Below are 22,317 nucleotides of genomic sequence, written 5' to 3' on the forward strand. Positions count from 1 at the left end.
TACCGTTCATACACAACGGTATGGCGCATTTTCTTTTTATACACTTTCCCCATTCGTCCCCCATTGGCCCACCTTGGGGCAAACTTAACTTTGCATCGGAAACAGAAGAAAGGAAAAGTCTGAAAAACAGCAGATTTCGATTCTACAAAAGTACAAGTAACAATAAAAATGAACGTATATGGAAAGTGAACGCAATTTAATGACCACCACGGAAGCAGCCCGCTACCTCGGACTGAAGCCCAGCTATCTCTACAAGATGATGATGCGCCGCGCAATCCCTTATTACAAACCGGGCGGCAAGCTGTGCTTCTTCGCCAAGGAAGACCTCGACGCATGGCTGAAACGGGTACGGGTGAAGTCGCAGGCCGAGATCGACAGCGAGGCATCCCGCTATCTGGTGGCACGTGAGAAAGACAAATGATTCATCAACCTTTTTTAGAACAATGCAGTCATGGACAATTCAAAGAACATGGAACCGGGTATCAGGAATATCGCGGTTCAGGATTCCCCGAACAAGGAACAGAGAAAGAAAGAGAGCAGACCCGCAATCAGCGCGAAGGCGCAGACCATTCTGGACTTCCTTCGCGGCTGTACCCCCTACGAGGCAGATTCCATACGGGTAATGGTCGGCTACGGAACGGGCAATGGCGATACCGCAACGATTGAGGCGACAGACATGCTGACCGTCAACCGCTTTCTCAACCACGGGCTTACCAAGGAAAACGGGACAGATGGCGAGGCCGTGATGAAACACCGTCAGGAACGTGCGCAAAAACTGATGGAAGCCGTCAAGGATTTTGTCGACATCGGCCAGCTCTGCCGCGTCAGCGTCGCACTGATGAAAATCTCTTCCGACTTCAAGGCGGTGGAGGACGCACGGGGGCACCTGCAATCCCAACCCGCCGCCAACGTGAACCGGAACTGACGTCAAACCGGAACGGGGTATCGGACGGACAAGGAAACTCCCGCACGCACTATCTCATTGAAACTGTTGTAGGTTTTCCGATACTCCATTCCCTTATTTTTTATTAAATTATGCAAGAAAACAAGAGGAACAAGGAAACATCCCTTTTCAAGAAGCCGCAGGGATTCCGTACAATCCGCATCCGTCTTACTGCGGAGGCAATCGAATGGCTCGGAAGGACAACGAAAGATGACGACGGCAATAGAATCGGCAACCACACTCTTTTTTATGACCTGCTCTCACGGATGCGACTGTCACCCGGCAGGGGCGATTCATTCCGCAGGCCGCAGGAATTGCAGCCCGGACAGTTCCAGTTCTCGGAAACCAGACTCGCGGAGGAATGGAACGTAGGGAGAAAAAGAACCCGCAATCTCCTTGCAACGATGGAAAGGCTGGGCATGATAGCGGTGGACGCTTCCAAAACCGCTTCCGTCGCTTCCATGACCTGTATCGAGGAATGGACGGACTTTCAGAACCGCCGCGTCATAAACCTTTGCAATCCCGCCCTGAATGGCATTTGAACGGCCTTTGAATGGCATTTTATCCGGCAGCGGAGGCACGCCGCAGGAGAACTGAAAACGTCTTTCAGTTTCGAGATATGCCAAGGTATCACCTCCCTTCGGTCAGTCATCCCTTGGCGCTCTCGCGGCTCACTGGCAGTTCGCCGGTGGCGGCGCTCGCAGGCTCGCACCGCTTAACCCTTATAAAACAACATTTATGACAGAAGACAACAAGCAAGACACATCATTTCCGTCCGGCGGCAGCCGCACCGAATACATCGGCGCCAAAGTCACCGCGGAACAGAAACAGTACATCCGCCGCCTCGCCGCCGAGTGCGGCATGACCGTCAGCAGCTACGTGCTGGCAAGGGCTTTCAATTACAGACCGAAAGCGAGGCTGACGGCAAGGCAGGAGGCAGTCATGGAGACCCTTATAGGATGCCGCAGCGACCTCGTGAACTACACGTCCGCGCTCCGTGGCATGAACCCCGAAAAGCGCAGACAGATGTTTAACAGTTACCCTTTCATGCTCGAATGGCTCAAGGAACTCGGCAGGCTGGCCGAGCGTGTCACGGACGTGCTCGACAAGGTACGGTTTTCCAACCGCTTGCCCGACGGGACAAGGAACGGTGAAGACGGGGAGGACGAGCCATGATAGGGAAAGCGAAATCCATCTCCCACGGGATAAATGACATCAGATACATCACGGGAGAATCGAGGAACAAGAAACATCCCGAACGCATCTTCCACGTGGGGGACAATCTTCTGCCGCCCGGTCTGGATGCCACGGGTATATGGGATTCCATGCGGCTGACGCTGGAGAAGTCCAAACGGGTCAAAAATTCCGTCATCCGCATCGAGGTCAGCCCCGCGCCGGAACACACCAAAGACTTTACCATTGACGACTGGCAAAGGTTGTGGGACGACTTCACGGATGAGTTCGACAACATCGAACTGCTTGACAAGAACGGCAAGACCTATTCTCCGAAAACCGACCTCAAAGGCAGCAAGGGCACGGTGTGGCTGCATCTGGAATCCAAGAGCGGCATTCCCCACCTTCACGGCGCGTTCTGCCGTATCGACGAAAGGGGGAATATCAACAACGACCATGACATACACCTGCGGGCACAGCGGGCAGCCGAGCGTGTGGCCCTGAAACGGGGCTGGACGACTGCCGCCGAAGTACGTGAGACGAACATCGGGCAGGTGAACCGGGACTGCATGGAAACCCTGCAATCCATGGAAAGCTGGTCATGGGACGAGTACGTGGCCAGACTTAGGAGCAAGGGATATGAGTTTTGGGAGCTGCGCGACAACAAGAAGATATTGCGCGGTTACGTGCTGAAGAAAGGCAACGCCAGATACAAGGCTTCCGAACTCGGCAGGGGGCGCAACCTCATGGCGACCAAGCTCGAAAGCACGTGGAAAAAGCTGCACGCGGCTCCCAAGACAAGGACTGTTTCGACACAGCCCGCCGCAGGGAAATCTATACCGACTACATCTCGGACGATTCCGGTTCACGCACAAGGAACGGCACCGGTTCCGCAATACACCGGCTATCGTCCCGGTACCAGCCCGTACCATATCGACATCGACGGGGAAAGCCGCCGGTTCTTCATTCCCGATGAAGCGTTGGACGTATTCAATGACGAGTTCGACTACCGGGAGACAGCCAACAGCCGTGACCTCACGGACATGGCAGCGGCACTTTTCGTCGGGATGCTCGATACTCCGGCGGTTCCTTCGGGAGGTGGTGGCGGCAGTTCCAACGACCTGCCTTGGGGAAGACGCGAGGACGAGGACGAACGGGAATGGGCACGCCGGTGCGCCCGTGAAGCGGCAAGGGTGATCGGAAAGAAACCGAGGACAGGACGAAAAAGATAACAGCCTATGAATAAAAAATTCGATTTCTCGGAAATAGACGAGGCCCTTCCGGCTGCCGAAAAGATGCAGGAGCAAGAGCATATAATCAACGCGCTGGAAAACAATTATGAAGCTGTACGCATTCTTAGTGCTAATGTGGAAAAGCTTGAAAACAGACTTTCGGAAGCCCTGCCCAAAATGGACGGGGCTGTTTCTTCCCTGCGTGGGGCGAGCACGGTCACAGTCGGCGAGGAAGCGAGAAAGACGCTTGAGCGGGAAGGGGGAGAAAATCTGCCGGAAGATGGCCGACAGGATGGAACGGGAGTGCGCAAGGCTGGCCGGACGCCTCTCGGCGAATGACCGTGTGCTTATCTCCGCAACCGCTTTCTGGTGTATGGTAGAGGCAATCATCTCCCTCGCGGCGGCTTTTGTCTGTACCTGCATGGCAAACAGCCAGTTCATACACAGTCTAATGCTGTGGAAAATACTTGGCTATACGGCAGGTTTTCTTGTACTCTGTATCGTGCTGACCATTTTTATATGCCGCAAGTTAAGACAATGAAACATTATCAATTAAATAAATATAAGTATGACAACAGTAAAAGTGAAATTCCGCCCGTCGACAGTCGAAGGCCGTCCGGGCACTATCGTTTATTTTGTAACTCACCGCCGTGTCGTCAGGCAAATCACAACCGGTTATAAGGTGTTCCCCCATGAATGGGATGATAAACGGTCAAGACCGGTTGCGACACCGGAGGGCGAACGGACAGCCGTTATTCAGGCTGTTGCACAAAGGATACGCCGGGATATGAACCGGCTGGACAAGATTATAAACGGATTAAACAGCGGCAAGCGTGCATTTGCTACCGACGAGATAGTGAGACTGTTTCATGAAACGGAACGGGAAGCGTCCTTTTTCGAGTTTATGGCGGAGGTCATTCTTCAACTGGAACGATTGGGAAAGGAACGGACTGCGGAAAATTACACGACAGCCCTTAATAGCTTCAAACGCTTTCGGAACGGGAACGACATCATGCTGAATGAAATTGATTCAGACCTGATGACGGAATACGAAGCCTATTTGAAATCCCACGACGTAGCCATGAACACCGTTTCCTTTTATAACCGGATTCTCCGTGCCGTGTACAACCGTGCGGTGGAAAAGGAAATGACCGTGCAACGGTATCCTTTCAAGCATGTCTATACAGGAATAGACAAAACGGTCAAGCGTGCTCTTCCCTTGAAAATCATCAGACGGATTAAGGAACTGGACCTGTCGCTCAAGTCCTCATTGGATTTTGCAAGGGACATGTTTCTGTTCTCATTTTACACACGCGGAATGTCGTTCATCGACATGGCATATCTCAAGAAGAAGGATTTGCAGAACGGCATCCTTTCCTATCGCAGACGAAAGACGGGGCAGCAATTATTCATCAAGTGGGAAAAATCCATGCAGGAGATTATCGACAAATACCCGGCAAATGAAAACGGCTATTTGCTGCCAATCATCAAGACAGACCGGAACGAACGGTTGCAGTACAGAAATGCGCTCCGTCTGGTCAACAACAAGCTCAAAGAAATATCCGTATCAATCGGCCTACAAGCCAAACTCACGATGTACGTCAGCCGCCATTCATGGGCCAGTATCGCTAAAAGTCAGAACATTCCCCTGTCGGTCATCAGTGCGGGTATGGGGCATGATTCGGAAAATACCACGCAAATATATCTTGCCTCTTTGGACAATTCAACGATAGACAAAGCGAATGATCTGATATTGAAAAAATTAAGGTAGAATGTCAGGCAAAAAATGTTACCTCTTACCAAGAGAGGGATTAGACGATGCAAAAGTATAAAAAAGAATGTATAGCAAAGAATTTTTTCTATAAAAAATGTTACTTCTATGTTCAAAAACACATAAATGTTTAGCGAATTTCAATTTCACCCCAACGAAATATACTGATTGTTAGTGCATTATTCTTTTTATCCCTCTCTTGGTAAGAGGGGGATAAAAAAGGGAATTGAAATGCGGACAAAAAGTTTTATAGTATTGGTATTCACTCTGTTCGGGAGCGTTCATCTTTTCGGACAGGAAAGCCGGAAGGAAATCTGTGTGGATTTCCGTGTCGGCAAGAGCACGCTGGACACAGCCTATGTAAATAACGCCGAGCGTCTGGCGGAAATCGTATCGTTTTTGGGAAGTGTTAAAAATGATGGGGCACTCGATCTGGTCGAGGTGTCCTTCTGTGGTTCTGCTTCACCGGAAGGGTCTGCCGGAATCAATCGAAGGCTGGCGGAAGAACGCCGTGCGGCAGTGGAGAACTATGTGCGCAGATGTATTTCGCTTCCGGACAGTATCGTCACCCGTTGCGATGCCACCATCGCTTGGGAACGTCTGGCCTGTCTGGCGGAACAGTCGGACATGCCTCACAAGGAGGAAGCCGTGGAGGTGCTGCGCAATGTCCCCGAATACACGTACAATGACAAAGGGGTTCTGATTGACAGCAAGAAAAAACATTTGATGGAACTGCAGTACGGGCGCACTTGGTTCTATATGCTGGAACATTTCTTCCCGCAGGTTCGCAACGCCAGCGTCGTATTCGTGACGGTACGGCAAAAGCCGGTAATAAAAAGCGATACGGTCGAATTACAGACGGTTCCCGCCATTGATACGGCTGCCGTTATTCAGGAAACGGACACGCTCGTACCGCAGGCTATCGTACCGGAGCAGGAAGAACGGAAACCTTTCTACATGGCCGTCAAGACAAACATGCTTTATGACGTCTTGGCCGTGCCCAACATCGGCGTCGAGTTCTATCTCGGCAAGGGATGGACGCTCGGCGGAAACTGGATGTACGGCTGGTGGGACAAGGGCAGCAAGCACCGCTATTGGCGTGTGTACGGCGGCGACATCGCCGTGCGCAAGTGGCTGGGAAAACGTGCTGCCGGGAAGCCGCTCACCGGGCATCATCTGGGCGTTTACGGGCAGGTGTTCACATACGACTTCGAGTGGGGAGGCACCGGCTACATGGGAGGCGAACCCGGAGGGACACTTTGGGACAAGGGCAACTATGCCGTGGGCGTGGAATACGGCTACTCCCTGCCGGTGGCACGCAGGCTGAACATAGATTTCACTATCGGCGTGGGCTACTGGGGCGGCAAATATTATACCTACAGCCCTCTCGATGGGCATGACGTGTGGGAATCCACCAAGAACCGCCACTGGTTCGGGCCGACCAAGGCGGAAATATCTTTGGTCTGGCTGCTCGGACGGGGCAACAGCAATAACAGGAAAGGAGGTATGAAATGATGAGATACACGATAAGATACGTTTCCCTGTTGGCAGGAATGCTGACGGTGTTTTCTTCCTGCGAACACAAGGACTTATGTTTCGACCATGAGGCACACGCCCCGAAGTCAGACGTGCACGTGAAGGCAGTGTACGAAAAGGAATGGGAACATACTTGCGAGGGAGGTCCCGACTGGGAGCAATACCCCGCATGGGAGAGCAGGTTCGGTATGGAGTACCATGAGCTATGCCCCGACGCTCCCGACGGGTTGCGCGTGCAGGTATATAACGAGGACGGCACCAACAACATCCTGAACGTGGCACCCGAAGGCGACATCGTGCGGATGCGTCCGGGAGAACACTCCCTGCTGCTCTACAACAACGACACGGAATACATCGTCTTTGACGACATGAACTCGTTCGCATCGGCAAAGGCCACGACCCGTACACGTACCCGTGCGTCGTATGCGGGCAATCCGTACATGGGAAATACCGTCGAAAACACGGTGAATGCTCCCGATATGCTTTATGGCAACTACATGGAGAACTACACGGCCGAACGCAAGATTGAGGCCGACGAACTGCCCGTGACCATGCACCCGTTGGTTTTTACCTATCTGGTGCGTTACGAGTTCAGCCACGGGTTGGAATACGTGGCGTTGGCACGCGGCGCATTGGCAGGCATGGCCGGTGCGGTATGGCTGAACAGCGGACGCACCTCGGAAGAGGCAGCTACCATATTATATGATTGTAGCGTGGAAGATTTCGGAACACAGGCCTGCGTCCAGTCGTTCGGCATACCGGACTACCCGAACGAACACTACACGACACGTACCGAACGCCGTTACGGGCTGAATCTTGAAGTGCGCCTGAAGAACGGGAAAGTCAAGTCGTTCGATTTCGACGTGACCGATCAGGTCGCCGTACAGCCGCAGGGAGGGGTTATTGTGGTGAGCGGTATCGAGATTTCCGACGAGGAAGGTACGGAAGGCGGTTCCGGATTCGATGTGACGGTAAAAGATTGGGGTGAGTACGAAGACATCGAACTCCCTCTCTAAAAGATTGAATGTATTTATTAATTCATTTGTTTCACTAAAAAAATTTAGCGACATGAAAAAAAATCTTTTTTTTGTGGGAATTGCTGCCGCCGCAATGTTGGCAAGTTGCAGCAATGATGAGACTATGGATATAGCCCGTAACAGTCAGGCTATCCAGTTTAGCAGTTTCGTAAACAAAACGACACGAGCCACTGACATCGACAACTCCAATTTCAAAGCCTTTCAGGTATGGGGCTTGATGGAAAAGGACGGTCAGACTGGTAAGCCGTTTGAAGGTACTGAGGTTACAAGTTCCGACGGTAGTGAGTGGAGTTACACGACACCCGTTTATTGGGAAGATGGCTACAAATATAGTTTCGTAGCCGTAGCCCCCAAAGCGACCGGTGATAACTGGACATTCACTGCCCCGACTACTGTTGGTCAGTGGGGAAGCATTGCTTTTAATAACGGCGATGGTACTACCGACCTGATTTACGATATTGACGATACGTATGCCTCTTCTCCTGTAGTCATGGACAAACAATGTCCTGCTGCAATTAATTTCACACTCAACCACATGTTGTCCCGTGTGAAATTTGCTTTCCAAAATGGAATGGATGATGGTTCTGTCATCAATGTTACCGGTGTAAAAATCACGAATGCCAATGTAAAGGCGACTGCTGCTTTGGACGAAAATGTAACATGGACTTTGGCTGCTGATAATACCCCGGCTTCACTGAATTTTGGCAACGTGGTATTGGACGGCGAGGCAACCGGTTTTGCAGCTGCTGAGACAAAAGAAACCGACCACAAGTACATGATTCCGGTCATGGGCGAAGAACAGACCTATACCGTGCAATTCAAAGTTATACGTACTCATCACGGTGTGATAGACGAGTATGACCATGAAGTATCCATTCCTTCTGTAGACTGGGCAGCCGGAAACAGTTATGCCTTTGTTGCGAAACTCGAAGCTAAAAACATTGACCCGGATACCCAACTCTGTGAGATTAAGTTCTCAGCAACGGTTGATAAATGGGAAGATTTCAACACCCCTGCAACAGAACTTCCGGTTGAAACTGTTGAATAATCATCCGGATTTGTCCGTTAGGGAATATACCGGAAAGCCGAAAAGATGTTTTACGGGGTGGCACGACAGTCACCCACGTAAAATATCTTTAGGGTATAAGGGGTTGAATGTTCCCCTTATACTCACGAATAGCCGCCGCAAAGAACTTTCACGGCATAATTGAAAAATCAAAAGATATGAAAGCATATAAAAATCGGTACTTGATAACAGGCAGGATGACGGTACTGCTCACCAGTCTCTTGTTATTTTCGTGTAACAACGATGACTTTCTCGATAATGACAGCGATAGTAACATCGGGAAATATAGCGACCACATTTGTTTCGACATATCCGGGACGGAAAGCCCTTTGACAAGAGGAATTGTCGGCACAGGTAAGGTAAAGGAAGAACACACCACCGGACGTTTCGTGTTGCGGAGTGCGAATACGCCGGACACACTTTGTGTCCGTGCTACGGTTTCCGATGGTATCGACTGCTCCTCTTTCTCCGGAGAAACACCGGTGACACGCTCGGCTCCCGTCAACTCGCTCGAAGAATACGGCACTTTCCATGTACAGGCCCATTGCAAGGAAGACGGCACACTGGTCAACACGTTCTACATGGATGACAACGTAACTTACCGGAACAATAATTGGAGCACAGACAACGTGTATTACTGGCCGGGAGCGACACGCACCCTGCAATTTTTCGCTTGGGCACCAATTGACGCCGAATTAGCTATTCCCGAAGCACCGGGTAACACGACGCTGACATACACTGTTCCTGCAGCTGTGAGTGAACAAAAAGACCTTGTGGTGGCGAAAACGGACGAAATCGAAGGAAATAAGAACGAAGTGATACCGCTTGCTTTCGAGCATATTTGCACAGCCGTTCGTTTTGTGACCGGCAGTCAAATGCAGCCCGGAACGATTAAAAGCGTAGCCCTGAAAGGAGTTCGATATAAAGGTTCCTACGACTTGGAAAACGGAAAATGGACGTTGAATGATGATGCTAATGACTTTACACAATCATTGGATAAAAAGATGAGCGGAAACGAGACAGACGGAACGGAAGTCTCCGCAGGAGAAGGCACGTTCATGATGCTACCGCAAACCTTGCCGACAGGTGCGAAGGTGGAAGTGGTGTTCGCCGATGGAGTAACAGGTGAAAATCGCACTCTCGAAGCCCCCGTTGCAGGAATGGAATGGCCTCAAGGGAAAACGGTTACTTACAAATTGTCCATTTCGCCGGAATACGAGTTTAAGTTGGAAAATGAAAATCCTGTATTAGACGCACATTACGACATTCTTTTAACAAAACTGATCGTGTCCGATGTTCCGGCAGGTAAGACATGGATGGTTACTGCTCCAACCCTGAATGATGAAAAGGTCACTATTCAGAAACAAGACAACATGAACAGCTATGCCAAGCAAGGTTATTGGACGGCCAATTATGCACATGGAACAACAAGTGATAAACTCGAAATTACCGGTAGCGCACGAGGCGAGACAGTTTATCAAGGTACGGGAAGCGGCGAATTTCCTATTGCAGTTTTTGTGCCGGAGAATATAGGAGATGCCTCACGTACAGTAGAGTTGTCTGTACGGCTTGACGATAGCGATGACATAGTACAGACATTGACCATTTCCCAGCTTGCTCCCGCTTGGTATGGCAATGGTATTGGTTGCGAACGGATAGAAGGAGAAAAGGTTCCTTGGGGATTTTCTTGGGACAGTGATTTCAAGTTAATCTATGATTTGACCAGTTGCGATAATGATTCTCGTGAAAGTATCAGACAATATGTAGAGTGGACTAAGGCATTAAAGGCATTGGGCGATTCATGGTTGTTGGGTTGGCTGATTCATGCGATTTTTGGTGATGATATTCCCGATTTGTCTTTCGTTGATATGGAGAAATCCGGTGATTTTATCGGCTTAGGGGGGAAAGCTGATAAGATAACGATCAACCTCGGTTCTCTCTCGACTTCCGGTGTTGCCGAGAGTATGACGGATGGGCAAAAAAATACGCGGGAAGTGTATAACTTCAACGGTATTCAGTTTGTGAATGAGATAATCAACCGGATACAAAATATCCCCGGTTATCAGGTTGCAACAGAAGGTAAGGGTGTGTTCCCTACGAATAATGCAAGTATAGCTTGTATGAAACTGAACAGTTGGGATATTATCGAAGCAAATAATGAATATATCCTTTCGTTGACGGGCGGCTCGGAAGTTATGGACCCGAAGTGGTATCTTCCCGCAACAGAAGAGGTAGCAGGAATAAATGATACGGAATATCCTTTGGAGGGTGAATATTGGACTTCTACGGCTGTAAAGGATGACAACCAGTACGCCTATAAACACAGCGATGGCTCAACCTCTTCCAAATTGCGTAGTAGGGAACTTTCTGTACGGGCTGTCCGTAAGAAACCCTGAAAGAGGATATAAAAATTGATTTTTATATACATAAGGTTTACAATGACAAACTCTCTTTTCTTAATTGAAGAGGGAGTTTGTCATGTTTATAATAATATCGAACTATAAAAATGCTCTTTAAGCATGTAACGCTAATCATGCCATTCCGTATTGAATAATTCGGAAAAATCCCGTAACTTCGCAAACGCAATGATGTGTAAGTAAATCCAAATGAGTAATCATTCCGCATCGAAAAACATGTGCGTTCTGTGCCAACTTTCAAATAAAACCACTATTTGATACTCATTTGTTACCTTTCTTTTGAATTTCCAATAAAACTCATCTAATAATTAGATAGTTAAAGAATGGAATTGGTTAGTCGCCCACCACCCGATACGAAATACGATCAGGGCTATCACCATCACTATTTTATCTATGCAGACGGTCGCTCCGCTCACCAAGGAAGTGAACCACAGCTTGCTGGCATCCTTTTCCATATTCGTCACTTCATCCACTCCAGTATGCTCCATCGTGGACTCTATCAGATTGGGGTCTGATGTTCCTGAATGAGCTACATCGGCTTGTGCCTGTAGGTTGGTGTACATGGTGTCCCTCACGTAGATCAGCTCCTGCACCTCCTGAAACTTATCCGTTATCTGTGTAGCTTCCGCTTCCATACAAGTCATGTGTATAGGAGCCGATAGCGTTGGGAATATAGGATAGGAAATCCAGCACGCACCAATTGCTTCCGCTACCGTTCATGCCTGTGTCTGCCGGTGGGTACCACCACGACAGAATGATAGCGATCACCAGTGGTTTGAACAGTTTCATCACATCCAGCGGCTCATGCTTTATCATCATCTTATACGCCATTCCTCCGGCCACAATGATGGAGAAGAGTGCTGCCAGTGCCATGCACATTTGAAGAATCCACCAAAAAGGCCCTTGCGAACCCGTAAAGGTGGCATCGCAAAGAAATTCATTAGTCTGAAAGATTACGTCGTCTATCTCTTCTTCGAGAATATTGATTCCGAAATCCGAAAGTATGTTATCTGCCATACGTCTGCTGTTTTTAGGTTATGTCATTCTATTGTTTATTCTTCCAGTCCATGTTTACTGGTGCTCCAGCCCGCATCTCTCCAACGGGAGAGAGCATTTCTCACGATCTGTGCCTTGTGGTTCTCGATGTTCCCCGTAGCCGCGAGTAGCTCCGAAGTCTTCCGGGCATTGGAGAGCCGCACGATGTAAAGGATAAGTGTTTCATTTTTCCGTGCCACATCCGCATAAATGCGCAGGTATTCTTTTTTTCGTTGGGCATTGGGCATATAGGCATTCTGTGCCGCTTTGATGGCGCATTGATACACGTTGTAGTACTCCTTCCAATGCGTTTGTTCATTGGCGGTACCACCCACCTTCATTACCCGGCGGATATTCCGTTCAAAGTCCGCCATCTTGCTATTCAGTTTACCGTTCTCTGCCACCCATGCCAGATCCAGTACGCCACCGCTTCGGTCTGCCACATTCAGGGCTTCTATCTTTGCCCGTTTGTTCAGGGCGGAATCCAGTGCTTCGGCATCATCTACTTGTGCATAGAGGTTCAATCCGGCAGTCGTTCTGAAAGCCAGCTTGTTCTTGCTCGATGCGCTTTTCTGATAAGATTTATGCAGAACGGTATAGTACAACGAGGGGGTCAACCCTCCCGAACCGATTTCCATGACGGTGATCTGGTTCATCTTGGCATCATCGTGGTCATACGTGACGCTTTGCGCCTTTACCAGGGGACAAATACCCATAACCACTGCCGATAGGAGTAAGATTCTTTTCATCATTTACTTATTTTTATAGGGGTTCAGTCCTGATTCTTTCCATCTGCCGAAAGCGCCCTCTATGATTTCGGACTTGCTTTTGGTCCGATAGACGGATTCTTTCCAATATCCCATGCGGAGTTGGATATACCGCCACGTCTCAAAGTAAGATTTGTTCAGGTGCTTCTCTATATTGTCCAGCCCGGTATTGATACTTTCCAGTACAAAAAGCAGGTCGGAGGTGGAGCAGGCGGCCGCACCGGTAGCATACAACACAAGGTCACTGAGTGAGCGGTAGAGGTGATTGCCTTCATCGCTTATTTTTTGTATGCAGCGTAGGTTAATCCCGATAAGCAGTGTATCACCCAAAGATAGTTTATTGCGTTTCAGCACCTTCTCATTATAGTCTTCCAGCAGGTGCTTGTACTCCTGTATGCGCTCGCTTACTGATTTGTAAGTTGAATAGACATTCAAGCTGGTACGCAGCGACTGATAAAGTACATCTATCACATCAAAGGCACGGGTGTACTTGTCCAAATCCACATTCAGGTTCTTGTAGTCCACCGTAGCCTCGCTGCTATACCCATGCAGAAGTTGGTTGCTGAGTTCCAGTGTCGAACGTGCCAGCAACAAGCTCCGTTGTTGCTTGTGGTCATTGATATAGGCTTCCACCGCCGGCAAATCAAATCCCCATTGGGCACTCGCCTTAATAGGAAATAGAAAGATTACTATAAGTAGTATAATAGTATGTACTATTATACTGAATCTGTTTTTTCCTTTTTCCATCATTATTCCTCCTCATATTTTCCGTTATAATCCACTGAGTGCAGACTGTTGGCGGCTCCACGTAACCACCGTTTCCGACATTGCTCCACCAGTGTCAGTCTCCTGCCTTGGTCATCATGGATAGCTGGTGCGATGTCTTTCAGCACATCTATGATCGACCGTTTGTAGTGCATCATCTTTTCCAGTGATACCAGGTCGGCATAGATTTTCGTCAGTCGGGTATCCACCTGTCGGGCTACTTGCAGTCTGTCCGACGACCAGAGCAGATGATAGACATCTTCACTCTGATCTTCTTCTGATGGGGCACTCTTCATATATTCTGTACTTACCTGGCAGTTGGGATATTGTCTGGCTACCTCCGATATCCGGTTGTTCACTTCTTTGGCTTTATCCGCATCGCTCTTATTAGGGTCGAGTTGCAGTACATCCACCACCTCCGTATCGGTGTATTCTGCGGTCAGTTCCCAACTGATTTGCACAATGGCACGGTGTATCTTGATACCCAGAAAATATTTAGGTTTCCGGGCAATGGTCACGGTAGCTTTGAAAGTAACAATACCCTTGATGTTGGGAGCGGTCGCTTTCCTCAGATAGCTATAACCTTCCCACCACCCGTCACCCTGCCATGTCAGGCTATAGGCCGTCTTGCAATCTTGTAGGATAGCTAGTATTCGGTAATAGTCATCCGTCGGCACAGCATTGTCTTCGTTGGCTTCGGCACGGGCTTCTGCCAACTCTTCCATCTTCTTTTGCCAACCGGAAAGTTCCGTTTGCAACTGGGTTATCCGGCTCTTATTCTGGTTATATTGCTGCCTGTACTTGGCTGCATCTTCCACACTGGCTGACGCTATCTTCTTTATCAGATCGGCATTCTCATTTTCCAGTTGCCCTATCTGACTTTGCAGCAGATTGATTTGTTGTTGGTATTCTTTCTCATTTTCATCCAGTTCGGACAAATCCAGGCTTCCATTTCCCGAAAGGGTGGTCTGCATCGCACACTCTTTGGTGTGTGCATCCAAGCTACCTCCGCATGTGCGGCATTTATAGGAGGTGGTACCGGAAATAAGCGTAGCCCCATCATGACAAGTCACGCTGATGATGACGCTTTCGCAACCTTTCAGCTTGGCGGCATCCGTTGCCTGATAGTATTTCTTGGCATCGCTACCTATATAATAGGTATAGCCCTCTTCATTGTCATTGTATTCTGACAGCTTTGCGGTCAGTTGCACCTTGAACGCATTCAGGTCCATCGTGTAGGAATCAAACAAATCCTCGTAGATGACTTCCGTATGATTCCAGCTCTTGGTCACGGAAATACTGTATGCGTAGGCTTTCTTCGTCTGTCTCCCGTTTCTTGAAATGACATAGCCATTACGCCAGTAGTTGATAGAATAGGTATAGCCGTCATTACTACTATTCAGTTGGCTCACCTTGGCTCTCGACCATCCGGCATACCTTTCCGAATTACTCAATATCTGTTCCACCTGTGCCGCATTGGGATAAAAACCGGCATCGCCTGTTTCAAAACGCACCCATTCACCTCCATTGATCACACTGTTATCATCGGTGGGTGGATTGTAGTCGCAGAGTGTCTCACTGCCGGCATCCCGTCGGTAGATATACCACCGTTGGGTATAATATTGTCCCACTGCCTCATGCAGATAGTCCGTCGTCCACGAGGTCAGGTTGTAGTTACTCAGGTTGAACAAGTTACTTACGTTGTTCTCTCCGCCGACTAACGACAGCAATGTGCCTCCGATAGATTTATCCATCTGCTCATAAAGTTGATAGCTTCCTTTCACAGCATTAATCACCGTTTTGGTTTTTCCCTGAAGAAGGTCATCAAAACTGCTATTACACAATATCTGCTCCGACAGGTTATCACCTCCGGTAGTAGCCAGATTCACTCCCATGTTATACAGTTGGTCTATATCTGCCTGAAGATTCTCTTTGGTGAAATTACTTGAGATCTTGCCGAAATCGTCAAACATTGTTTGCCAGTCAATGTCTCCGGACTCGAAGAGTTTGAAGAGGGCGGCGATTTTTGGATCAAGCTCCAGAAAGACAATGTCTTTAAATGATAGTTCACTGTTTGTCACTACCGATTCAAACTGCATACAGAGGATTTTGGTCTCGGTGCAGATTTTCATCAGATAGCTGCCCCAGTAGAGGGCGGTTTGCGGAGAGCGGAGCATCAACCCCGCCACCGTCCATATTTTGGGCATGATCTTTGCACTGACAAGATTGTAGATGCGGCGGTAATAATAGTTTTCTGTACTGCTGGCGAGTATGCCGAGTTCGGTCATACCTTTCCGATCCATGTATTTGGATAGGAAGATACCTGCAGCTGCCACCTCTGCGGCACTGTACTTATCCAGAATCTTCTTTACCTGCTCGTTGTAGTAGACTTCGGCCACCGTCTCTGCCCCGTATGCCCCCACCATAGCCGCGATAGTCTTCTTGTCATAGTTGACACGCACATACTGCGCATTCACCTGAATGGCAAAAGCACAGATCACTATGAGTATGAACAGAGTTTTTTTCATTGTTATCAATTCTCTTATTTATCCTTTTTGGCTTTTTTGTGCAAGATTAAGTACAGTTCCTGCTTGATTCACCTTTTGTGCAAACGACAGTGATTTGTCAATACCGGACAGGTTCCAGTCCCGGCAGTAGGCTTCGATGGCTTCCTGATGGCTGCATCCCAACTCCCGTTTATAAAGTTTCAAGGCTTCCTTCTCTGCCCGCTCCGTAGTGTAGGTCATATAACACTCCTTGGATTCCTCCACGCCATACACGCCGCTGGTCATTCCTCTGCGGATAAACACCTCTTTAAAGAACGAGCGTCCTTCCTTGTTTTCAAGGCGATTGATGGTGAATATCTTCTTGCAGTCCACATCGGTCAGGCCGAGGATGGATTGTATATTATCGAATCGCTCCCTGAACTTGCTTTGGTCGAGCAGCATCACCACATCCGAGTTGTTGATGATGGCTTCCTTTACCACCGGGCTATCAATGATGTCCTGAATCTCCTGTGTCACCACGCCCACACTTGCCCAAAATTTACGGGCGGTTTTGTACATAAACTTAATGTATTCTGCCATTAGGGGAGAGGCTATCGCCTTCCATGCTTCCTCGATTACAAGGACTTTCCGGTTCGTTTTCAGACGCATTTTTTGCAAAAAAACGTCCATGATAATAAGCGTGACTATCGGGAATAATTCCTTACTGTCCTTAATGGCATCCACCTCGAATACGATGAAACTCTCATTGAACAGTGTCGTATCCACCTGTTCATTAAGTGTCTTCTCATATTTTCCACCCTTATAAAAAGGCTGTATCATATAGGCGTACTTGTCATAGTCTATCTCGGTGATGTTGTTCTCCATGCAGATGATGTCAAGTAATTCAATAGAGAACTCGTAGAAACTGTTGAATGAAAGCTCCTTCACCTTCAGTGCCTTGCGTCTCTCTTCCAGCATAGACACCGTTCCGGGCACTTTAGCAAGTAAAGTCTCTGTGTCCACACCCAGTATGGCAGCTTTACGCTTCGCTCCGTTGACGAGCTTTTTGGTCACAGCCTCCCTGCGTGCAGGGTCATAACCGCTGGAACCGTTGAAACAAACTTCGTAATACTCGTTGATCATCTGTTCGGCGATACGGATTTCAAGGTCGGTAGCCGTAGCATCCGAACCTTTCCAAATCTGTAGAATCAAGTTTTTCAAGAAATTGACTTTCTCTATATTCAGTTCTGCACGATTGATATGGAACGGATTCATGGTGATAGGCTTCTCTTCGGTATAGCTGATATACCTGCCGCTGAGGTACTCACAAAGTCCTTCGTATGAATTACCCGTATCTACCATGACTACATCGGTATTCTGTTCATAGAGTTGTCTGATCACACTGTTCATGTGGAAACTCTTACCGCTTCCGGAAGGGCCGAGGCAAAAGAAGTTACTGTTATCCGTCAGCTTGTTACGCCCTTCCTTTCCTGTTATATCAATAGCGACAGGCACACCCTGCCTGTCTGTATAGTAAATTTTGAGAGGTGTTTCCTCGTTGTGCTGGGTACGCTCCTTGTACATCAGGCAAGTAGCGGCATCACCGAGTGTCAGGAAGCGGTCATAATCCGCATTCATGCCGTAGCAATTTCCGGGGAAAGAGTTGACGAAAAGTTCCAGTTGGTTATAGGCTCTCTTACTGATATGGATGCCTATACGTCCGAAGCAATTCTCCAGATAGTTCGTCGGTTTCTGCAAGTCCGCCTGCTTGTTACAGCATATCACCAGATTATAATGGGTGTAAACCAGTTGCTTGCTTTCTCTGGCCACCGTCTCCTGCACACGCTTGATGTCTTCCACAGCCATCTCATTGGAAGGATTCGGGATGCTCGCATGGCGGTTCTTCTTTTTGTCCAGCATAGCCAGTTCCCGCTTTTGATTGGGAATAAATATCATCTGGTTATAGATCACGGTCTGGGCTTCGGGTATGCTGTCTATCATCGAAACCAAGTCTACCGGCATACTGGTATTGTTCACCTCGATGTTGGTGTAGGGACGGATTAATCTGGGAAGATTGGTGCTATCCACATCCACAAGGCTATATACCTTGCATTTATGGTCGCCCATCCCGATATTTTCTTCATCCACCTTGAAGTTACTCATGGAGATATTCTTATCCGTGAAGTTCATGGAGAAACAGCGGTCTACCAGCTCATTAGCGGCAGCTTTATCCAGAAATTCCGAATACACGCCTGCGTCACGCAACTGGTCTTGCACCTTACGGATCTTCACAAGGAAGTCCTTCCATTTCTTATTGTCAAACGAGAACAGGCTACTCTTCCTGGATTCCTGCGTGATAGTGAGATACGTGCAACTATCCGTATATTCCCTTCCCTTGAAATATCCGAAATAGGATTTCGACAGAAACTCTTTTTTCTCCGCATCCGCAAATCCGAAGCGGTTCCGTGTGAAGATGTCCTGTTTGTGCAGGGCATACCCTTCACCCAATGTTTGTGCAATGGCGGTGAACAGATGGGTGAACTCATAATAGCTGTCAATATTCGCCGAATACTTCTGTACCGGATTATCCAGTTTCAGCACCGCTGAATATTCTCCCGTCTTGGTATAGATGACACCAATCCCATTTGTCTCTTCCACAGAAAAATAGATGTCCTGAAAGATATGCTGACGCTTACCTCCCGTACCGAAAGCATAGACTGATATAGCCATGCCTATAAGCAGTGCCACAAAAAAAAGGATTACATAGATTGTCATTGCTATATTCTATTTTAGTAACTGCAATAGCTGGTTGTTTACCTGTTTAAAAAAGATAGAAAAGACGCAACTGCATCTTTACATACTGTTTGGAGAATGTACCTGTAATGATACCGTTCTCCATGTCTATCATATAAAATGACTGGCTGGCGGATTCGCTGCTGGTCAGGTATTCACCGCTTGGAATGGCAAACCGCCTCCACACAGTATCTCTTTCAGAAAAACGAAGCTGATAATACAGTGCTGTCATTTCAGCAAGCGAGGGCACATAACTTCCCGGATGCTTTTGCACTTCATCAATCATCACCTTCCGTGACAAGGATAAACCTGTATCTGCATGAAGAGCATCATCCGCATCTTTCACCTGTGATTTTCCAATCAACAGCGTGGTCAGTTCGGCACCGTTTGTATAACCAAGGGCACAATTCGTTCCGTATGGAATACCCGGCTTGAAGATAATTTTCTCCGCATCACCGACCTCCTGAGCCTGTGTAGGATTGACAATTCCTTCTTTCCGCTTTCCGTCAATGGTAGCGAACACCTTTCCACTGGTCAAGGAACCATTGCCAAAACAGAACCTCCCTTCACAATCTTCCAGTGCCACCGCTTTACCACGTTTCCCATCCGTCTGAATGACGATTGCCACAGACGATGTGTCCCGTTTGTCGCTGATATAGCCACCTTTTTGCAGATAATGGCCGACTTTCACGGTATCAACCTCAGAAATATTGCTATTACCCAGGATTGCATGACGTGTGTCCACCCAACTGTTGTTTACGATTAGTCCGTTAGCTGTCTTGTGAAGATTAATTTGGGTCAAACTCCCTGCACGCAGAGGTGGTAGCGTAGTCTTTACCGCATAACTTTTCTGGTTGATTTTCGGAAGGATAGTAACCGTACCTGCCGTTTCCGTCGGAATCAGGTAATAGTCAAACGATCTGCCATTGTTCAGCAGGCAGTCCGCTTGCCGGGCAGCGATGGAACCATCTGCCGTCATGCCGAACCATCTGCCTTGATAAGGCAGATACGGGGCCTTTGTATAAATACTTTCACCGCCGATATTCAACCCTTCGAGCCAATCCTGCACATGGTTGCTTCCACAGGTAATGCGAAGCAAGGCCATCGCACTGACCATATTCACCTTTACTGATACTGTTCGGCCATATTCACGTTGCACTTCCCTTCCGTACAGATTTTCCCGAAAAGGGGCGTTCAGAAGAATAGTGTCATTCTCTTTCAATCCCTTGCGGTATGGGAAACAGACGTATAGCTGTGCTGTCGAGTCCGTAGCCACCGCATTCCGGTCGCTTGTCTGATAGCTTCCGTTCTCATTCTTCATAAATGCCGTCCCCTGAAAAGCAACCGATTCTTCCTCCGTGGCATCCTTCGGATTCGTATAAATCCCAATTGAGGACAACGCCTCCATTTCCTGCGTTGACAATGCTTCGATACTCACCTCAAAAGGACGTTTGGCATTATCCCAATTTTCCCTTGTCTTTTCCGCTGTCTGTTGGGCTTCCAGCGAATGTTCCGTTTGAGTCTTGTTGCCACAGGCTGACAACAGGATTGTTCCGATTAAAATAAATAGATACTGCATCTTCATTGGAGGTTTGACAGGCTTGCTTTTTACGTAAGAAAATTGGCCACTTACACGATAAACCTGTCTGGATTAATACCGATTATTAATCTGCATGATCTTGTCACACTCTTTTTGAATAGGCGTAAATAAATACCCCCTTGTTATTTTTCTTGCTATGCAGCCCTTTTTCTGTTTGATGAAGATAAAAGCCGCACCTGTACCCAGCGCAAGAACCAGTGTTATCAGACCCGCAAGAAATCCGATCAGGCAGTAGGCCACGATGAAGCCGATAATGGCTCCACCGATGGCACCTGCTGCCCAATAGATGTAGCGGCCCTGGACTCCCATGAACTCAAGAGGTTTTTGCAGCCCTTTGAACAGCGGGTATTCTGCATACCGGCTGTCAGAGTTAGAGTCTGTACCCATTGCTGTTTAGCTCGTTACGCCAAAGAACAACGGCAATGCTTGTGCGGCTGCCACCAAGAAAATACAAGCTCCCACAATCATCATGATGGACTTCTTGACATCCTGTTCCTCATTGTTCATCTTGATATACACGCTGATAGCACCTACGACCGCCACTACACCGGCAATGGCGTAACACAGTTTGACCACATACGGCACATACTTGGCAATCTCCGTAGTCACAGTCCCAAGGGCTGTAGTACCGGCTGAATAGTCACCTGCTGAATTTTGAGCAATTGCAGCCGTTGTGCCAACAAGCAACAGGAGAGACATCATTTTGATTCTCTCCGAAGAGCAAATACCCTTCATCATTTTTCTGATTTTCTGAAACATTTTCTTACATTAATAATTAGTACATAGTTTTACTCTTCTGCGCAGTCGAGTGTTTTTATATCTGATATCCGAAGAAGGAAGGAAATAGGATGGAGGCACTAATCAGGAAGATGCAGGCACCCACCAGATAAAGTATCTCTTTCGTTACTCCCTCTTCCCCAACATTCATTTTTATGTATATTTGGAGACTTGCTATCACCGCTACTATGGCAGCGATAGCATAACCTAAGTAAAGCACGTAGAGCATCATCGTTACCACATAATCGTGCATCAAAGCCAGTGCGTCGGCTCCCCAGCTATAATCCACACCGCCGCATTTGGCGAGTGCGGACTGGACCGAAAACAAGCCAGTCAAAACAAAAGAAAGCCTAAGTATTTTAGATAGCATCTCTAGTCTCCGGTTCGTTAATTTCAGTATTCCCATCATCCGAAGCCTTCACTTCTCTAAGTCCCTTGCTTGGGCGTTGATTGTCAAAAAGGATAATTTGCTGATTGATAAGGTAGTCCTCGAATTGCGCTTCATTCATCACGATTTCGCTCTGAATATCCCCTTCAAGCATATTCTGGCGGACGTTGTCAACCAGTTCTTCCGCTTTGCTTTTTTGAGCAACTCCACTTTCTACGGCAGCTCCACTTTTTTCGGCTGTTTCATTCTTGTAGGAATCATCGTTCTCTTTTTCCCCTCTTCCCTGCCCTCCGGGTTGGTTCGATTCTAAAAGATTTTCAAGTTCTGCTTGCGTTCCTATGATAAATCCGTCCCCGTCTTCTCTCACAGGAATTGGCTCTTCAATCTTTGGCATATTACTCACCTCGAAAATCTCTTCCGTTTCATTCTCCTGCCACTTTTTACCATACAGGTCTCGACTGATATTCACGCCATAGTAGATTATGTATGCTATGGTCAGCACAATGGCAAATATTGCAAATGGACTCATGT

At 48.0% G+C, this 22,317-nt stretch carries 19 protein-coding genes and 2 pseudogenes; 11 read left to right on the forward strand and 10 right to left on the reverse strand.

The features are described from left to right. Window positions 1–178 precede the first annotated feature (178 nt). From NXX38_RS01155 to NXX38_RS01205, 11 genes are all read left to right on the forward strand, one after another. Window positions 179–421, forward strand: coding sequence for a helix-turn-helix domain-containing protein (locus NXX38_RS01155; protein WP_032539981.1), 243 nt, complete (start codon window positions 179–181; stop codon window positions 419–421). A 30-nt stretch (window positions 422–451) separates the two neighbouring features. Beyond that, entirely contained in the window at window positions 452–925 is a 474-nt protein-coding gene (locus NXX38_RS01160) for a hypothetical protein (RefSeq protein ID WP_087339980.1), read from the forward strand. Between the two features lie 110 nt (window positions 926–1,035). Further along, window positions 1,036–1,485 carry a hypothetical protein gene (locus NXX38_RS01165; protein WP_032539983.1) on the forward strand — a complete coding sequence of 150 codons (450 nt, stop codon included), beginning with the start codon at window positions 1,036–1,038 and terminating at the stop codon, window positions 1,483–1,485. A gap of 196 nt (window positions 1,486–1,681) precedes the next feature. Next, window positions 1,682–2,119, forward strand: a complete 438-nt coding sequence (locus tag NXX38_RS01170) for a plasmid mobilization protein (RefSeq protein ID WP_032539984.1) — start codon at window positions 1,682–1,684, stop codon at window positions 2,117–2,119. Beyond that, window positions 2,116–3,348 carry a hypothetical protein gene (locus NXX38_RS01175; protein ID WP_032539985.1) on the forward strand — a complete coding sequence of 411 codons (1,233 nt, stop codon included), beginning with the start codon at window positions 2,116–2,118 and terminating at the stop codon, window positions 3,346–3,348. The genes NXX38_RS01170 and NXX38_RS01175 overlap by 4 nt, the downstream gene beginning before the upstream one ends. 6 nt (window positions 3,349–3,354) lie before the next feature. Further along, entirely contained in the window at window positions 3,355–3,687 is a 333-nt protein-coding gene (locus NXX38_RS01180; protein ID WP_258978386.1) for a hypothetical protein, read from the forward strand. Window positions 3,688–3,916: 229 nt separating this feature from the next. Next, entirely contained in the window at window positions 3,917–5,119 is a 1,203-nt protein-coding gene (locus tag NXX38_RS01185) for a site-specific integrase (protein WP_032539987.1), read from the forward strand. A 231-nt stretch (window positions 5,120–5,350) separates the two neighbouring features. Next, window positions 5,351–6,634: a DUF3575 domain-containing protein gene (locus NXX38_RS01190; protein WP_032539989.1), complete on the forward strand. Its 1,284-nt coding sequence runs from the start codon at window positions 5,351–5,353 to the stop codon at window positions 6,632–6,634. Continuing rightward, complete coding sequence (locus NXX38_RS01195) at window positions 6,634–7,671, forward strand: DUF5119 domain-containing protein (protein WP_409012878.1); 1,038 nt, start codon at window positions 6,634–6,636, stop codon at window positions 7,669–7,671. The genes NXX38_RS01190 and NXX38_RS01195 overlap by 1 nt, the downstream gene beginning before the upstream one ends. Before the next feature lie 52 nt (window positions 7,672–7,723). After that, on the forward strand, window positions 7,724–8,740 hold the full coding sequence (locus tag NXX38_RS01200) for a fimbrillin family protein (RefSeq protein ID WP_258978388.1): 1,017 nt from the start codon (window positions 7,724–7,726) through the stop codon (window positions 8,738–8,740). 176 nt (window positions 8,741–8,916) lie between these two features. Continuing rightward, window positions 8,917–11,154, forward strand: a complete 2,238-nt coding sequence (locus NXX38_RS01205; protein ID WP_258978389.1) for a fimbrillin family protein — start codon at window positions 8,917–8,919, stop codon at window positions 11,152–11,154. A gap of 356 nt (window positions 11,155–11,510) precedes the next feature. On the opposite strand, the pseudogene NXX38_RS01210 reads toward NXX38_RS01205, so the two are convergent. The 10 genes and pseudogenes from NXX38_RS01210 to NXX38_RS01255 form a co-directional block, all read right to left on the reverse strand. Next, window positions 11,511–12,192: pseudogene (locus NXX38_RS01210) on the reverse strand (hypothetical protein); the annotation flags it as partial. 35 nt (window positions 12,193–12,227) lie between these two features. Then, a complete protein-coding gene (locus NXX38_RS01215) occupies window positions 12,228–12,959 on the reverse strand; it encodes a DUF5045 domain-containing protein (protein ID WP_258981832.1) in 732 nt (243 codons plus the stop codon). Window positions 12,960–12,962: 3 nt separating this feature from the next. Continuing rightward, complete coding sequence (locus NXX38_RS01220; protein ID WP_407655036.1) at window positions 12,963–13,694, reverse strand: hypothetical protein; 732 nt, start codon at window positions 13,692–13,694, stop codon at window positions 12,963–12,965. Between the two features lie 32 nt (window positions 13,695–13,726). Continuing rightward, window positions 13,727–16,270, reverse strand: a complete 2,544-nt coding sequence (locus tag NXX38_RS01225; RefSeq protein ID WP_258978390.1) for a hypothetical protein — start codon at window positions 16,268–16,270, stop codon at window positions 13,727–13,729. Between the two features lie 18 nt (window positions 16,271–16,288). After that, complete coding sequence (locus tag NXX38_RS01230) at window positions 16,289–19,003, reverse strand: helicase HerA domain-containing protein (protein ID WP_258978392.1); 2,715 nt, start codon at window positions 19,001–19,003, stop codon at window positions 16,289–16,291. A gap of 46 nt (window positions 19,004–19,049) precedes the next feature. Further along, window positions 19,050–20,600 (reverse strand): hypothetical protein, encoded by a 1,551-nt coding sequence (locus tag NXX38_RS01235; protein ID WP_258978393.1) that lies wholly within the window; start codon window positions 20,598–20,600, stop codon window positions 19,050–19,052. A 103-nt stretch (window positions 20,601–20,703) separates the two neighbouring features. After that, window positions 20,704–21,008, reverse strand: a pseudogene (locus NXX38_RS01240) (DUF4133 domain-containing protein). Window positions 21,009–21,014: 6 nt separating this feature from the next. Next, window positions 21,015–21,380 (reverse strand): DUF4134 domain-containing protein, encoded by a 366-nt coding sequence (locus NXX38_RS01245; RefSeq protein ID WP_258978394.1) that lies wholly within the window; start codon window positions 21,378–21,380, stop codon window positions 21,015–21,017. A gap of 55 nt (window positions 21,381–21,435) precedes the next feature. Next, window positions 21,436–21,768 carry a DUF4134 domain-containing protein gene (locus tag NXX38_RS01250; RefSeq protein WP_258978395.1) on the reverse strand — a complete coding sequence of 111 codons (333 nt, stop codon included), beginning with the start codon at window positions 21,766–21,768 and terminating at the stop codon, window positions 21,436–21,438. Next, on the reverse strand, window positions 21,758–22,315 hold the full coding sequence (locus NXX38_RS01255) for a hypothetical protein (protein ID WP_258978396.1): 558 nt from the start codon (window positions 22,313–22,315) through the stop codon (window positions 21,758–21,760). The genes NXX38_RS01250 and NXX38_RS01255 overlap by 11 nt, the downstream gene beginning before the upstream one ends. Between the last annotated feature and the right edge of the window lie 2 nt (window positions 22,316–22,317).

The organism is Bacteroides sp. BFG-637 (genome assembly GCF_024793605.1).
Classification (GTDB): Bacteria; Bacteroidota; Bacteroidia; order Bacteroidales; family Bacteroidaceae; genus Bacteroides; species Bacteroides vicugnae.

Bases quoted from the DNA above. Each gene is read 5' to 3' on its own strand.
- NXX38_RS01155 (WP_032539981.1), top strand. From the start codon at position 179: ATGGAAAGTGAACGCAATTTAATGACCACCACGGAAGCAGCCCGCTAC.
- NXX38_RS01160 (WP_087339980.1), top strand. From the start codon at position 452: ATGGACAATTCAAAGAACATGGAACCGGGTATCAGGAATATCGCGGTT.
- NXX38_RS01165 (WP_032539983.1), top strand. From the start codon at position 1,036: ATGCAAGAAAACAAGAGGAACAAGGAAACATCCCTTTTCAAGAAGCCG.
- NXX38_RS01170 (WP_032539984.1), top strand. From the start codon at position 1,682: ATGACAGAAGACAACAAGCAAGACACATCATTTCCGTCCGGCGGCAGC.
- NXX38_RS01175 (WP_032539985.1), top strand. From the start codon at position 2,116: ATGATAGGGAAAGCGAAATCCATCTCCCACGGGATAAATGACATCAGA.
- NXX38_RS01180 (WP_258978386.1), top strand. From the start codon at position 3,355: ATGAATAAAAAATTCGATTTCTCGGAAATAGACGAGGCCCTTCCGGCT.
- NXX38_RS01185 (WP_032539987.1), top strand. From the start codon at position 3,917: ATGACAACAGTAAAAGTGAAATTCCGCCCGTCGACAGTCGAAGGCCGT.
- NXX38_RS01190 (WP_032539989.1), top strand. From the start codon at position 5,351: ATGCGGACAAAAAGTTTTATAGTATTGGTATTCACTCTGTTCGGGAGC.
- NXX38_RS01195 (WP_409012878.1), top strand. From the start codon at position 6,634: ATGAGATACACGATAAGATACGTTTCCCTGTTGGCAGGAATGCTGACG.
- NXX38_RS01200 (WP_258978388.1), top strand. From the start codon at position 7,724: ATGAAAAAAAATCTTTTTTTTGTGGGAATTGCTGCCGCCGCAATGTTG.
- NXX38_RS01205 (WP_258978389.1), top strand. From the start codon at position 8,917: ATGAAAGCATATAAAAATCGGTACTTGATAACAGGCAGGATGACGGTA.
- NXX38_RS01215 (WP_258981832.1), bottom strand. From the start codon at position 12,959: ATGAAAAGAATCTTACTCCTATCGGCAGTGGTTATGGGTATTTGTCCC.
- NXX38_RS01225 (WP_258978390.1), bottom strand. From the start codon at position 16,270: ATGAAAAAAACTCTGTTCATACTCATAGTGATCTGTGCTTTTGCCATT.
- NXX38_RS01230 (WP_258978392.1), bottom strand. From the start codon at position 19,003: ATGACAATCTATGTAATCCTTTTTTTTGTGGCACTGCTTATAGGCATG.
- NXX38_RS01235 (WP_258978393.1), bottom strand. From the start codon at position 20,600: ATGCAGTATCTATTTATTTTAATCGGAACAATCCTGTTGTCAGCCTGT.
- NXX38_RS01245 (WP_258978394.1), bottom strand. From the start codon at position 21,380: ATGTTTCAGAAAATCAGAAAAATGATGAAGGGTATTTGCTCTTCGGAG.
- NXX38_RS01250 (WP_258978395.1), bottom strand. From the start codon at position 21,768: ATGCTATCTAAAATACTTAGGCTTTCTTTTGTTTTGACTGGCTTGTTT.
- NXX38_RS01255 (WP_258978396.1), bottom strand. From the start codon at position 22,315: ATGAGTCCATTTGCAATATTTGCCATTGTGCTGACCATAGCATACATA.